10 protein-coding genes are annotated in these 13,266 nt (G+C 71.3%); 1 reads left to right on the top strand and 9 read right to left on the bottom strand.

All coding sequences use genetic code 11. From position 1 onward, the window contains the following. Positions 1–38: 38 nt before the first annotated feature. The 5 genes from ISU10_RS19125 to ISU10_RS19105 are packed head-to-tail and all read right to left on the bottom strand — an operon-like array spanning position 39 to position 3,671. On the bottom strand, positions 39–1,169 hold the full coding sequence (locus ISU10_RS19125; RefSeq protein ID WP_194698037.1) for a sensor histidine kinase: 1,131 nt from the start codon (positions 1,167–1,169) through the stop codon (positions 39–41). 7 nt (positions 1,170–1,176) lie between these two features. Further along, complete coding sequence (locus tag ISU10_RS19120; protein ID WP_194698036.1) at positions 1,177–1,887, bottom strand: response regulator transcription factor; 711 nt, start codon at positions 1,885–1,887, stop codon at positions 1,177–1,179. Between the two features lie 46 nt (positions 1,888–1,933). Then, positions 1,934–2,188: an anti-sigma factor family protein gene (locus tag ISU10_RS19115; protein WP_194698035.1), complete on the bottom strand. Its 255-nt coding sequence runs from the start codon at positions 2,186–2,188 to the stop codon at positions 1,934–1,936. Beyond that, complete coding sequence (locus tag ISU10_RS19110; RefSeq protein WP_370865703.1) at positions 2,185–2,964, bottom strand: RNA polymerase sigma factor; 780 nt, start codon at positions 2,962–2,964, stop codon at positions 2,185–2,187. The genes ISU10_RS19115 and ISU10_RS19110 overlap by 4 nt, the downstream gene beginning before the upstream one ends. Beyond that, complete coding sequence (locus ISU10_RS19105; protein WP_194698034.1) at positions 2,961–3,671, bottom strand: flavodoxin family protein; 711 nt, start codon at positions 3,669–3,671, stop codon at positions 2,961–2,963. The genes ISU10_RS19110 and ISU10_RS19105 overlap by 4 nt, the downstream gene beginning before the upstream one ends. A 147-nt stretch (positions 3,672–3,818) precedes the next feature. Here ISU10_RS19105 and ISU10_RS19100 point away from each other — a divergent pair, with 147 nt between their 5' ends. Beyond that, positions 3,819–4,910: a lactonase family protein gene (locus tag ISU10_RS19100; RefSeq protein ID WP_194698033.1), complete on the top strand. Its 1,092-nt coding sequence runs from the start codon at positions 3,819–3,821 to the stop codon at positions 4,908–4,910. 69 nt (positions 4,911–4,979) lie between these two features. Here the strand turns inward: ISU10_RS19100 and ISU10_RS19095 are convergent, their stop codons facing one another. The 4 genes from ISU10_RS19095 to ISU10_RS19080 form a co-directional block, all read right to left on the bottom strand. Next, complete coding sequence (locus ISU10_RS19095; protein ID WP_194698032.1) at positions 4,980–6,998, bottom strand: DNA/RNA non-specific endonuclease; 2,019 nt, start codon at positions 6,996–6,998, stop codon at positions 4,980–4,982. Beyond that, positions 6,995–10,276 (bottom strand): ATP-binding protein, encoded by a 3,282-nt coding sequence (locus tag ISU10_RS19090; RefSeq protein ID WP_194698031.1) that lies wholly within the window; start codon positions 10,274–10,276, stop codon positions 6,995–6,997. The genes ISU10_RS19095 and ISU10_RS19090 overlap by 4 nt, the downstream gene beginning before the upstream one ends. Further along, positions 10,273–12,036 (bottom strand): trypsin-like serine peptidase, encoded by a 1,764-nt coding sequence (locus ISU10_RS19085; RefSeq protein ID WP_194698030.1) that lies wholly within the window; start codon positions 12,034–12,036, stop codon positions 10,273–10,275. The genes ISU10_RS19090 and ISU10_RS19085 overlap by 4 nt, the downstream gene beginning before the upstream one ends. Positions 12,037–12,300: 264 nt before the next feature. Next, positions 12,301–13,059 (bottom strand): MBL fold metallo-hydrolase, encoded by a 759-nt coding sequence (locus tag ISU10_RS19080; protein WP_194698029.1) that lies wholly within the window; start codon positions 13,057–13,059, stop codon positions 12,301–12,303. Positions 13,060–13,266 lie beyond the last annotated feature (207 nt).

Raw genomic sequence — 13,266 nt, 5'->3', positions numbered from 1 at the left:
GTCTGTCGCCCGGCCGACACAGGTGCCGAATCGGTGTACTACGCGGGCAGCGTGACCACGAACCGGCAGCCCGGCGGGTGGTTGTCGACCGACACCTGGCCGCGGTGCGCCTCGACGAGCCCCTTGACGATGGCCAGGCCCAGACCCGCCCCCCGGCCCATCGGCGACTGCGGCGTCTCCGGTGTCGGGGTCCGTGCGGAGCTGCCCTGCCAGGCCACGTCGAAGACGCGGGCCAGGTCGTGGCTGGTGAGCCCACCACAGGCGTCGGTGACGCTCAGCTCCACCTCGTCGCCGATCCGCCGGCCGGTGATGTCGACGACACCATCGGCGGGAGTGTGGCGGATCGCGTTGACGACCAGGTTGGACACGACCCGTGAGAGGTGCCCCGGGTCCGCGGTCACGAACAGGCCGTCATCGACCCTGCCGCCCAGACGCACCCCGCCGGCTCGCGCCACCGCATCGGCGCCGGCGATCGCCTCGCTGACCACGTCACGGACCGCGACGGGCTGGAGGTTCAGGGCGAGAACGCCCGCATGGATGCGCGAGAGCTCGAAGAGGTCGTCGACCATGCGCACCATCCGGTCGACCTCGGCGCGGATCTGGCGGTGGTAGCGCTGCGGGTCGTCGGCCAGCCCGTCCTCGAGCGCCTCGGTCATCGCGCGCAGCGCCGCCAGCGGCGAGCGCAGGTCGTGGGAGACCCAGGAGATCAGCTCGCGCCGGGACTCCTCCAGCCGCTGCTCGCGCGCGCGGGACTCCCGCAGCCGACCGGCGGTGTGGGCCAGCTCGTCGCTGAGTGCCTGGAGCTCTGCGGGTCCGCGCGAGCCGGCATCGAAGCGGCCGCTCTCGCCGAAGCGGCGGGCGTCGTCGCGCATCGTGAGCGACCAGCGGGAGAACGCCGAGCCGACGATGGCGGACACCCCCAGCCCGACCACGGCCGCGACCACCACGACCCACAACACCACCGACAGGTCGTGGTCGGAGAGGAACATGGCGCGGGCGGTCCCGACCACGCCCGCGACGACGGCGAGCACAGCGGTTGCGGCCACGACGGCGATCTGCCAGCGGAAGGAGCGTCGCCGGACGGCGTAGGCGACCATCAGGCCCACCGCCCCCGCCCCGGCGGCCCAGGCGCCGCCGGTCCCGATGATCGCCCATTGGTCGTCGGTCATGGGCGGCTCACTCGACTCCGACGACGGCGGGTTCCCACCGGTAGCCGACCCCCCAGACGGTGACCAGCCGCTCGGGCATGGTCGGGTCGCGCTCGACCTTCTCGCGCAGCCGCCGCACGTGCACGGTCACGGTGGAGTGGTCGCCGAACGACCAGCCCCACACCTGCTGCAGCAGGTCCTCGCGGGAGAACGCGACGCCGGGGTGGGTGAGCATGAAGCGCAGCAGGTCGTACTCGCGGGTGGTCAGGGCCAGCACCCGGCCGGCCAGGGTGACCTCGTGACGAGACAGGTCCACGGCGAGGTCGCCATCCTCGAGCCGGCCCTGGTCCGGCTCGCCGCGGTCCCCGGCACGGCGCAGCACCGACTCGATGCGCAGCACGAGCTCTCGCGGGCTGAACGGCTTGGTCACGTAGTCGTCGGCGCCTCGTTCGAGGCCGACGACTCGGTCGGTCTCCGAGCCCAGGGCCGTGAGCATGATGACCGGCACGTCGTCGCCGCCGGCCCGCAGCCGGCGACAGACCTCGAGCCCGTCGATGCCCGGAAGCATCAGGTCCAGCACCACGAGGTCGACCCGCTGGTCGCGCACGATGGCCGCGACCGACTCCCCGTCGGCCGCCTCGACCACCTCATGCCGGGCTGCCTTGAGGTAGGACACCACGACCTCGCGCACGGTCGGGTCGTCGTCGACCACCAGCACGCGCGCCACGCGCCCAGACATGTCACCAGCCTGCCATCGACGGCCGCCGCGCGAGGGACGCTCGGGGTTACGGATCGCTGACATCCGCGGCGCCGCCACTGCCCCACTCGGCGAAGGCGTCGAGCAGGTGGGTGCGGGCAGGTCCTGTGATGGACTCCTCGGGCAGCTGGCCCAACAGGGAGATCGTGGTGCGGAACTGGACGAGGTACCGCTCGCACCCAGGACAGAGGCTCAGATGCTCCTCGAACTCGGAGCGCTGGTCGGCGGGGAGCTGGTCCTCGAGGTAGGCCGTGACCAGCTCGACGAACTCGTTGCACTTCATCGGGTCGCCTCCAGCGCGCTCTGGTAGTAGCGCTCGAGCCGCGCCCTCACCACGGCTCGGCCGCGGTGGAGCAGCACTCGCTGGTTGCCGGGCGAGATGTCCAGCAGCTCGCTGACCTCTTCGGCCGTGTGACCGTCCAGGTCGCGCATGGCGACCACCACCCGCTGGCGGGGCGGCAGCGCGTCGAGTGCCAGGCGGACGACGTCGTGCAGCTCACGGGAGAGCGTCGAGTGCTCGGGCCACTCGTCGGGGAACCGACGCCACCCGCCGGGGTACTGCTCGTCGGGTCCCTGGAAGCGTTCGGGGTCGACCGTCGGTCGGTCGCCGTCGCCGTAGCCGTAGCCGTCACCAGCGAGGCTGGCGAACGGGACCGTACGGCGCTCGCGTGCGCCGCGGGTCTTGGCCTGGTTGAGCAGGATCCGGTAGACCCAGGTCCGCAAGGACGACTCGGCGCGGAACCGGTCGAGCCCCGTCAGCACCGCGAGCCAGGTCTCCTGGACGACCTCCTCTGCGACGCTGTCGGTCGGCACGTGCAGCCGGGCCATCCGCAGCATCGAGCCCGACCAGCCGTCGATCATCGCGGCGAACGCCTGCTGGTCCCCGGCCCGGAGTGCCGTGACCAGGTCGCGGTCGTCGCCCATGACCGGAACGTACCGCGCCGCGTCCGTCGCCGTACCTTTCGGTTCGATGACAGCGGCACCGACCAGCGCCCCGGCCACCGCACCGACCACCGCACCGGCCACCGCATCGTCTACGGGGCACGTCAACACGGTCACGACCGGTACTCGGGGTTCTCCCAGTCGAAGCGGGTGCCGGCGTTCCACTCCGAGCGCTGGTTGCCGTAGCCGGGCACACCGCCCGCGTCCTTGAGCAGCTTGGCCAGGTGCATCAGGTTCCAGGTCATGAAGGTGGTGTTGCGGTTGGTGAAGTCGTTCTCGGGACCGCCGCTGCCAGGGTCGAGGTAGGACGGTCCGGGCCCGGCCTCGCCGATCCACCCGGCGTCGGCGTTGGGCGGGATCGTGTAGCCGACGTGCTGGAGGCTGTAGAGGACGTTCTGCGCGCAGTGCTTGATGCCGTCCTCGTTGCCGGTGATGATGCAGCCCGCAACCCGGCCGTAGTACAGGTACTGGCCCTTCTCGTTGAGCTCACCCGAGAGCGAGTAGAGCCGCTCGATGAGCTTCTTGGTCATCGATGAGTTGTCGCCCAGCCAGATCGGCCCGGCGACGACCAGGATGTCGCTGGCCAGGATGCCCGGATACATCTGCGGCCACTCGTCGCTGGCCCAGCCGTGCTCGCGCATGTCGGGCCAGACGCCCGTCGCGATGTCGTGGTCGACGAAGCGGATCTCGTCGACCTCGACGCCGTGCTTGCGCATGATCGAGGCGCTCGCGTCAATGAGCCCCTGGGTGTTGCTGACCTCGGGGCTCTTCTTGAGGGTGCAGTTGACGAAGGTCGCCTTGAGGTCTGAGAAGTCATGGTCCATGCGCGCACAGTCTCCATGGGAGGCCGCATCGTTACGCCGGCTCCGCGTCATCTTCTCGTCATTCTTCGGGCCGTAACGAATCGGTCGTCAGGTCCGACGGAGTGGACCGGAGCGTCGTGCTCCATCCCACTCGAAAGGACCTGAATCATGCGCAAGCTCGCCTTTGCCGGAACCGCCGCGCTGGCCGTCTCCTCCACCTTGCTGGCCCTCGGCGGCCAGGCGGTCGCGGTCGACCCGACCGCGGGGCCGGTCGTCGGTCACGTCTACCAGCCGACCAATGCCGCCGCAGGCAACGCGATCGCGGTCTTCGACCGCCACGCCGACGGCAGCCTGACGGGAGCCGGCTCGGTGCCGACCGGCGGCCTGGGCACCGGCGCCTCCCTCGCCTCGCAAGGCGCCATCGTCCGCGACGGCAGGCTCCTGTTCGTCGTGAACGCCGGCGACGACACCATCTCGGCCCTGCGCGTCCGCGGCTCCAAGGTCGTCGTCGCCGACCGGATCGCCTCCGGCGGCGACCGTCCGGTCAGCATCACCGTGCACGACGGTGTCGGCTACGTGCTCAACCACGACAGCGACACCATCGTCGGGTTCACCTACGACGGATCCGGCGACCTGCACCGCCTCCGTGGCTCGCATCGCGACCTGACCGCCAACCCGGCGGGAGGTCTGACCGACGCGGCCCAGGTCGAGTTCAGCCCCAGCGGACGCACCCTCGCGGTCACCGAGCGCGGCTCCAACGCGATCGACACGTTCCGGGTCCAGGGCGCCTACGCCGGGCAGGCCACCTCCCACGCGTCCGCCGGCCTGGTCCCCTACGGGTTCGACTTCGACCGTCGCGGCACCCTGGTGGTCTCCGAGGCGGCATCCGGCTCCGCGTCGTCGTACCGCGTCGCCCCCGGGTTCCGCAGCATCACCGAGGCGCTCGGCGACACCCAGGCGGCTGCGTGCTGGCTGGTGATCTCCGGTGACTACGCCTGGGTGGTCAACGCCGCGAGCGCCTCGATCTCCAGCTACCGGATCGCGGCTGACGGCAGCCTGACCCTGGTCGAGGCCGTCGCGGCCGGCACCGGCGCCGGTCCGACCGACGCTGCGGTCGCCCCCGACGGCGGCAGCCTGCACGTGCGGATGCGCGACGGCTCGGTCTCCTCGTTCACCATCGGCGCGGGCGGCAGCCTGACGCCGGCCGGGTCGGCGTTCGTCGCCACGGCGTTCGGTGTCGCCGGCCTCGTGGCCGACTGACCTCTGTCCCACCCGTCCGAGCCTGCGATCGCCTGGTGCGTCGCAGGCTCGGACTGGGCATCTCCACCCTCAGGTGACGACCTGCTGCAGGTCCTCGAGCGGGACGAAGACCGGGTCGCCCTCGGCAACGCCCTCGGTGTCGGCCGAGGCTCCGAGCGGGTCGACGGCCGCGTAGGCCGACAGGTCGTAGCCGGTCGCGTCGGCGAGGTCGCGCACGGCGATCTGGAACGTGCGGTACTCGCCGAGCGTGAACCCCTCGACGGCCTCGTTGCGCGAGCGTCGCTCGAGGAGGTCGCGGATCAGGTCGCCCTGGCTCAGGAGGTACGCCGTGGCGTGCAGCCTCTCGGTCCCGGTGTCGTCGGTGGCGACCATCACCGCGACCTTCCAGAACTCCCGCGGCACCAGCAGCGGGGACCGGCCGTCCTCGTGGAGGTCGGGGTCGTCGGGCCGGAAGACCGGTCCGGTGAAGACGCTGAGCCTGAAGCCCTTGGTGCGGGCGCTGTCGAGGAGGTAGTTCTCCAGTCCCTGCCACAGCTGCGAGCCCTGGTTGAGCTTCGAGGTCTGCAGCGCTGCGTTGACGTAGTGGAAGGTGTCGTCGTTGGCGAGGCTGGCGGTCACGCTCGTGGGGCCATCGGGGCCGGCGACGATGTCGTCGCCCCAGTTGGGGTCCTCGCGCCGCACCAGGTGACCGCGGTCGATCTCGCGGTCGCCGAAGTCGTCCTGGTTGAGCTGGATCTCCAGCGGCACGCGCTTGTCGAAGAACCACCTGTCCCGGCTGCGCTTGATGCGCACCGACTTGGCGCCGTCGATGTTCACCGCCGTCATCAACGGCTGGCGGCGGTCGCTGCGGTACTTCACGCCGAAGTGGGTGTAGCGCAGCTCGTGCGGGTTCGCGGCCGTGCCGTCGGTGGGCGTGGCCAGCACGGCAGTCACCGCGTCGGGCAGCCCCGGCCACGGAGCCAGGTGCTGACCGCCGCCGAGGAAGGCCGGGTCGTATCCCTGCCGGCCGGCGAAGAAGTCGGCCTCGTGGGTGCCGTCGGACGTCGCCTCGGTCGTCGTCGCCGGGCTCGAGAACGGCGTCACCGGCGGGTTGCCGTCGAGGACGCGGCGCAGCGTGGTCACGCCGACAGCGCTGTTGGCGACGCCGAACTTCCCGGCGAAGTGGAGGCCCACCACCTTGCCGTCGCGCAGCCGCAGCAGCGGCGAACCCGAGTTGCCGCCGAGACTCGTGCAGTCGTGGGTGAAGATGGTCTCGGTCCCGAGCGGTTGCAGCACCTTGCCGGGTGCGTAGCGCTTCACGTCGTACAGGTCGTGGAAGTAGAACTCCTGGGCCGCCACGTCGTTGCGGGAGTCGAACGCCGGGTAGCCGATCAGGGCCACCAGCTCCTCGGCGTCGGCCTCCTCGTCGGCCAGCTCGAAGGCCGACGGCAGGCCGTCGCCCTCGATCTCCAGCAGCGCCACGTCGGGGGAGAGATCGTCGGCGAGGTAGATGACCCGGGTGACCTTGAACGGCTCCGGGGAGCCGGGTTGTGGCACGAGCGTCTCACCGAAGTCGACCATCGCGCCGTAACGCGGCCCGGCAGGCGAGCGCATGAAGAAGGCCGAGCCGTCTGCTGCTCGGCTCGCCACGATCTTGGCGACGTGACGGTTGGTGGCCACCACGCGCTTGCTCCCATCGGCCTTGACCACCCAGCCGGTGCCGCCCCAGGCCATCGAGGCGTTGACGAACGCGACCCTCCCGACCGACTGCACCAGCGGCTCGGTGCCCTTGATCAGCGCGGGCGTGGTGGCAGGGAAGTCGTCCAGCGGGACCAGCTGGATCTCGCGGTTCGCCACGAGCAGCGGCGGCCTGCCGATCCGCTTGACGATCGCCTCGAGCGCCAGCGGCGGAAGGGTCGACTCCAGGGCGTTGCCGTTGGCGATCGCTTCCAGGGCGGGGGTTCGCGCCAGCTCGGCCCGCAGGTTCGGGCCGACGAGGTCGGCCAGCGTGTTGTCCTCGGCCGCTCGGTGGATGGCTGCCCGGAGGTTGGGGGAGCGGTTCAACGTGCGGGTGACGCCAGCTAGGCGTTCCTCGTCGGAGATGGTCATCGGGAGCCCTTCCTTCGTCGCTGCTTCTTGGTAGGAGTCGCGTCCTGCCGGATCAGGACACTCAGGGCCGGAACGAACGCGCTCGGCACGTACCTCGCCAGCAGGACGCGGGCTGCGGCGGGGGCGTCAGGTGCCTCACCTGCTCGGCGCACGCTGGCTGCGGCGCGGCTGCGGACGGCCTTGAGGACGACCTCGTGGCCGTTGTCGGCCGCCGCCCACGCATCCAGCTGGGCCCGGCTGCCGGCGACCGGGTCGCCCGACCCGATCAGCGTCGCCACCCGGTCGGCGATCGACTCGTCGAGGTCGCGGTCCCAACCGGGGCCACCCGACGGTGCGGCGACCTTGCCGTAGGACCAGCTGCCGGCCATGGTGCGGCGCCAGCGCTCGGCGCTCCTGGCGATCAGGGCGAGGTCGGCGTCGCGCTGCAGATAGCCAGCAGCGCCGATCGCCTCGGCGAGGAGTCCGACATCGGTGAGTGCGTTCAGGCCACCGGCGTCGGACGCCGACGATGCTCGGTCGTGCCACTGCCCGGTCCCTGAGGGGGCCAGCAACCCCAGCGTGTCGAGCCGTCGGTAGGCGCCCTCGGCGTGAGCGAGGACCGCCGTACGCTGCCCGGTCGCGGTGATCGCGGTGACGAGGTCGGCGTAGGGCGAGAGCACCGCCAAGAGCCTGGCCCGGAAGGCGAGCCCCTGGGCCTGCCGGCCGCCCTGCACTCGGGCGCTCAGCCGGTTCCAGGCGGCTGCTTCCTCGATCCGCGGTCCGGCTGGCGCCTCGTCCGAACCCAGGGCGCCACCGGCCCACCACATCTTCGCCGCGCCTGCCGGGTCGAGCATCGAGGTGCTGTTCGCCTGGTAGCCGCTGACCACCTCGACGGCCAGGCGCAGCGCACCGTGGACGAGCGAGGATCGCAGCCCCTGGCTGACCAGGTACGTCGCCAGCCCGGCGAGCGGCTCCTGCGCGCGCAGGCGGGCCACCAGGTCGTCGAACTGCAGCTCGGCGCGCATCTCCAGGCGGCACGAAGCCTCCTGCGGGTACTTGCTGGCCAGCTCGGGCAGGTCGGAGTCGTCGGCGCCCAGACCATCGCGCTCCTGCAGGAGACGAACGGCCTCGGTCCAGCGCCCCGATCGCCACAAGAACGCTCGTGCGGTGTCGGCGTCGGGTGAGCGGGCGTCGTACAGGGCCTTGGCGAACACGCTGTCGTAGACCACCGCGCCCTCGACCCAGTCGCCGCGCTCGACGATGCTGCGCAGCTCGGCTGCCGCCTCGGGGTCGAGTGGACGGCCGATCTCGTCGTCGTCCTGTGACGTGTCGACCCCGCGGTAGCTCGTGGTCCGCTCGCCGCGAGTACGGAGTACCAGGTCCTTGGCGACGGTGGGCAGCTCCTCGAGGGTCTGGGCGTCGAGCTGGCCCAAGGTGCCGGGGTCGACGGCGGGTGGGCGTCGGTCGGCAGCACGCTTGCCGCGCATCAGCTGCAAGCGGTGGTAGGTCGCCTCGACCGCAGCCCAGGCCTCGGTGCGCTGAGCGAACCACTTGGCGGCGCTGCGATCGATGCGCGCGCACTGGGCCGGCTGGTTCTCGTAGAGCAGCGGCAGCAGCACGGCGCGCATGTCGGGGCGGTGCCGCACGAAGCCGGGCACCAGCGGGTCGGGCTGCACCAGCCAGTGCTGGCTGGACAGGCTCTCGAACAGCTCCTCGGCGCGGGCGGCGGCTCGCTCGCCGTCCCCGATCTCGAGGCCGACGGCCGGCGCCAGCACCTCGCGGATCACCTCGGCGTCGATGACCCGGACGACCAGGCCCGGGTTGGCCAGCCGCTCGAGGTCCTCGTCGTCGATGCGGGAGAGCAGGAAGCGGTAGAGGTAGGCGGCGGTGAAGGCGTCGCGACCCAGATCCTGACCGGCGACGTCGTCCAGGTCCTCGGCGTTTCCCTCCTGGGCGATCTTGGCCGCCAGCCGAAGAGCCAGCGGGTTGCCGCGCGCCACCGCCCTGACCCTGGCCAGGTCCTCACGCGCGACTCCGAGCCTGGTGAGCAGCTGGTCGGCGCTGGCGTCGTCGAGGCCTTCGAGCGTGATGCTCCTGGCCTCGCGCTCCGGGACTGCACCGAGCGCATCGCCGCGACCGGCGGTGATGACGGTGAGCGGCACGCCGTAGCCGGCGAGGTCGTCGAGCCAGTCGAAGAGCCGGGCCGGCTGGGTCTCGCCCCGGCTGCGGAGCACCTCGAGGGTGTCGATCAAGACCAGCACCCGACGGTGCTGCTGGCCGATCGCGGTCCCGAGTGCGGACCCGAGCTGCGGGTGCACCTGCTGGCGTCCGTCGCCCTTGAGTCCGTAGTCGAGGGAGGCCGTCGCCACGACCGACTCCCGGGCCTGGCCGAGCAGCTCGGCTCCGACCGGGTCGACCTGGGCCGCAACCTGGCGGGAGAGCTCGAGGGTGAGGCCCTGCCAGTCCTGCACGTCGAGGCCGGCGCGGTCGAAGTCGAGACGCACGACCAGCCAGTCGGGTGACTCGCGCACCAGCTGCGCCGCCGTTGCGTCGAGCAGCGTGGACTTGCCGATCCCGGGTAGGCCCTGGACGTAAAGCGTGGTCACGCGCCGGTCCGTCCCCTCGCGTGCGAACTCGCTGGTCGTGGCGAGCTCGGCTGTTCGGCCGACGAACCCGTCGAGCACTGACTGGCGGTTGACCTCCAGCCCGAGCCTGGTCAGCGCCGCCCGCAGCATCGGGACCAGGTCGTACTGCGGGGCGCTGGCGCCGGCCCGTTCGAGGGCCTCGGCCGTGCGGGCCAGCTCGGCCTGGTCGGTGCCTGTCGTCGCCAGGGTGGTGAGGCTGTCGCGTCCGAACCGGCCGTGGCCGAGCAGCGCGTCGAGGAGATCGGTGGTCTGCTGGTCGGTGCCGCGGCCGGCATCTTGCTGCTGGCGCCAGCCGACCGCCTCGGAGGTCCCGTCGGCGCCGATCGCCTCGAGCTCGCGCCGGCGCTCCGAGCCCCGCATCAGCCACCGCGGGGCCGAGCCGCTGGCGCCTGACCGTCCGGCTGCGTCACTGGCCGGCTGACTGGCCGGCTCACTGGCCGGCTCACTGGCCGGCTCACACGCCTGGGCCAGCCCGGCCGAGATCAGGGTCAGCTTGTCGGGGCCGAGCGAGGCCGCGTCGGTGCCGATGGCCCGCAGGGCCTGCACCGGTTCGAAGGGGCCGGACAAGGCGGCGTACTTGCGCACGGCGGCCAGCTCCTCGCGTACGTCGTCCAGCGAGACCGCGTCCCGCGCGCGCTTGCTGTGCTCGCTCATCCGCCGCTCGCTCGCTCGCGCAGGAGGGTCACGAAGTTGCGCAGCTCCTCGAGGACGGGCGGTAGCCCGGCCATCTCGAAGAAGCCGTTGACGTCCTTGCCCTTGAGGGGGAGCAGGGCGCGGTCGGCGGCGAGGCCGACCTCCGTCGGGTTCGTATCGCCCGTCAGCTCGTCGGACACCTGGGTCAAGAAGTTGAGCAGGTCGGCGCGCTGGAAGGAGCCGACGAACTCCACGACCAGTCCCGGTGCGCCCTCGCCCGCGGCCGCTCCGGGCGTCGCGAACTGCTGCCCGGCGAAGGTGAAGGTCTCCATGCCGGTCAGCACCAGTCGCAGCCGAGGTTGCGTCAGCACGGCAGCGACGAACGACTCCAGCGAGAAGCGGGACGCCTCGTCCAGCGGCACGGTCGGGTTGTCGACGAAGAACCAGACCGTCGTCCCGGCTGCCTCGGCCGCGCCGTTGACCGCCATGGTGAGCAGGTTGGCCGTGGCTCGGGAGGCTCCTTCGGTGGCTGTCTGGGTCGGCGCCGCGCCCTCGGCTGTCGGCATCGGCGGCAGGTCGACCCCGGCGGCGACCACGCGCTCGCGGATGTCGGCGAGGAGGTCCGGCACCACCGCGTCGTTGGCCACCCGGACCAGGGCGTGCTTGTCGCGCCGGCGCAGCAAGAGCTCCTGGAGGATGTCGAAGGAGTAGCCGAGCCCGACCTGGTTGGACGAGATGTTGCGCCGGCGTACCCATGCCCCCCGCACGCGCGTGACGGCCTCACCGGCCGCGCTGACCGACTCGACGAACAGGTCCCGTCCGATCACCAGCCGGGTGCCGGCGTCGTCGAGCGCCCACAGCTGTCGCGGTGCGATGTCCTTGTCGACATGCGGCGCGACGTCGGCGATGAACCGCTCGAGCGGCACCATGACGCCGCGCTTGTCCCAGACGCCCTGATGGATCCCGACGAAGGCCGTCGCGTTGTCGAAGCAGGCGCCGCCCGAGGAACCGGCATCGGTGTGTACGTCGTGGCGCCACCGAGCCGTCACGTTGCGGATCTTGGCGGTATGGCCGACACCGAGCCCGGGGTCCGCGCCCTCCGGGAAGTGTGCGAGGAACATGCTGGTGCCCGACCTGGCCGATGGGGCAGGCCGCGGCAGGCGCGCGTAGCCGAGGTGTCGGGGCGCCCTGGTCTTGAGCATCAGCAGGGCGACGTCGTGCCCACCGGCCACGTCCGTGTCAGCGCGCGGCGGGCGCTGCTCGAACTCGGCCTGGCTGCAGGGAGACGCGAACTGCGGTGGCATGAACGCCTCGTGCTTGGTGTCGTCGAACAGCTGGACCGTGATCGTGGGCGCCGGCTCCTGCGGCTGGCCGGGCGCCGCGACGGCGACGACGTGCCACGCGGTGAGCACCAGCCCGGGACCCACCAGGCAGCCGGTCCCCTTGTAGAAGTCGTTGACGAAGACGCGGCATCGCATCAACGGTGCCTTGACCATGAACTCGCTGGTCTCCTCCGGACTCACGTGGTCGTCCCACTCGACCCCGGCCGGCACCTCCGGCTCGCCCTCGAGTGCGATGCCCTGCGCCAACAGCGCATGGGCGAACGCCTCCAGCAGCGAGCGAGCGGCCAGCTGGTCGACCCACATCTCGGCCGGGTCGTTGCCCAGCAGGTCGGCCGCGGCCCTGATCGCCTCGGGTGTCAGCGGCTGCGTGCCGTTCCACGGCAACAGCTCCAGGGCCTTCGCCGCGGCGGCAGGCTCGTCTCGGACAGCGTCCACCACGTCCGCGTCCGTCCACACGGCAAGCCCCCCGCAGCCGATCGTCGTCCGGGTCTCCCTTCCCGGCCTGCCCCCGAGTCAACCCCTGCTGCGTGGTTCTTGCCACTAGTCACTTCGGGTGGTTCTGGCCGGAAGAGGTCCACCCACCCACCCAACGACGATCTGGCGCTTCCTGGTCTTCGAACAGTCCGCGCCCGGTTGCGTCCCCGAACATCACACGTTCACCCCGGGGCAGGTGACCGGCAGGCCTTCCTCGACGTGATCAGCTCATTGGGAACTGGCGAGCCGTCGCAGCTGGGCTGCGGCGTCTCGCTGGACAGGGGGACCGTGGCCGAAGAGGATGACCTGGGGCTCCAGGGCGGCGAGCTTGCGGACCGACTCTGCGGCTGTCGGCATGTCAGCGGAGAACTCCGACATCGGGCCTTGCAGCCCGTTGATGGTGTTAGAGATGGCGTCTCCGGCGACGAGCACCCGCGAGTCGGTATCGAAGACGGCGATGTGGCCGGCGGTGTGGCCGGGTGTGTCGACCATCTGCAGGCCGAAGATCTCCTCGCCGTCACTAACCGGGCGCAACTGCCGCCACAACCAGCCCGGCAATTGGCCCGTCTCGGCCGTGCCGGCGTAGACGGCCGCGTCCGGCGCCCGCGTGGTGACCTCCAGCAAGCCCTGCTGGTGGTCGAGGTGAGCGTGAGTGATCAGGACATGGCGCACGCGATCCCACCCAGTGCCAGCGGCTCCTAGCACCGCTCCGATTTCGTCCACACGACTCCCAAGGCCACAGTCGACCAACGCCGCCTCGCGGCCGCGCACGAGCACGTAGGCCGACACATAGGCGAAGTCGACTCGCCACCAGTCCAATCCGGCGGCGGAGCCGCTACGGCCAGGGCAGCCGCCAATATCCGTCTCGTTTTCGTCATCGGGGCTGCAGGCCGCCGCGAGCCCGAGCACCGCAAACCCGAGCACGCCTTTGCCTGCCTGCACAAGGAGCCACCGCCGCCCCTGGGTGCTCGTCGGGGCCATTGTCATCCCCCGAGCGTGCTGCGAGGGCTGACGGCAGTCAATGGCGCCAGGCCAGCGCTGCCCGCTCAGCGGCTGACAGTGCACGCAGACCACGGAAGTACGCGAGCCGCGGCATTCCTATTGGCGTCTGGTGTAGGTGGTGGTGCCGTCGGGGTGGTGGTGGGTGTCCCAGTTGGGGTGGTGGGCTCGGTGGTGGTGGAAGGGGCAGAGGAG

The organism is Nocardioides agariphilus, from assembly GCF_015352445.1.
Lineage (GTDB): Bacteria > Actinomycetota > Actinomycetes > Propionibacteriales > Nocardioidaceae > Nocardioides > Nocardioides agariphilus.
This window is presented reverse-complemented; position numbering and strand designations above follow the sequence as displayed.

Coding starts and splice junctions, on each gene's coding strand:
- ISU10_RS19125 (WP_194698037.1), bottom strand. CDS start 1,169: ATGACCGACGACCAATGGGCGATCATCGGGACCGGCGGCGCCTGGGCC.
- ISU10_RS19120 (WP_194698036.1), bottom strand. CDS start 1,887: ATGTCTGGGCGCGTGGCGCGCGTGCTGGTGGTCGACGACGACCCGACC.
- ISU10_RS19115 (WP_194698035.1), bottom strand. CDS start 2,188: ATGAAGTGCAACGAGTTCGTCGAGCTGGTCACGGCCTACCTCGAGGAC.
- ISU10_RS19105 (WP_194698034.1), bottom strand. CDS start 3,671: ATGGACCATGACTTCTCAGACCTCAAGGCGACCTTCGTCAACTGCACC.
- ISU10_RS19100 (WP_194698033.1), top strand. CDS start 3,819: ATGCGCAAGCTCGCCTTTGCCGGAACCGCCGCGCTGGCCGTCTCCTCC.
- ISU10_RS19095 (WP_194698032.1), bottom strand. CDS start 6,998: ATGACCATCTCCGACGAGGAACGCCTAGCTGGCGTCACCCGCACGTTG.
- ISU10_RS19090 (WP_194698031.1), bottom strand. CDS start 10,276: ATGAGCGAGCACAGCAAGCGCGCGCGGGACGCGGTCTCGCTGGACGAC.
- ISU10_RS19080 (WP_194698029.1), bottom strand. CDS start 13,059: ATGACAATGGCCCCGACGAGCACCCAGGGGCGGCGGTGGCTCCTTGTG.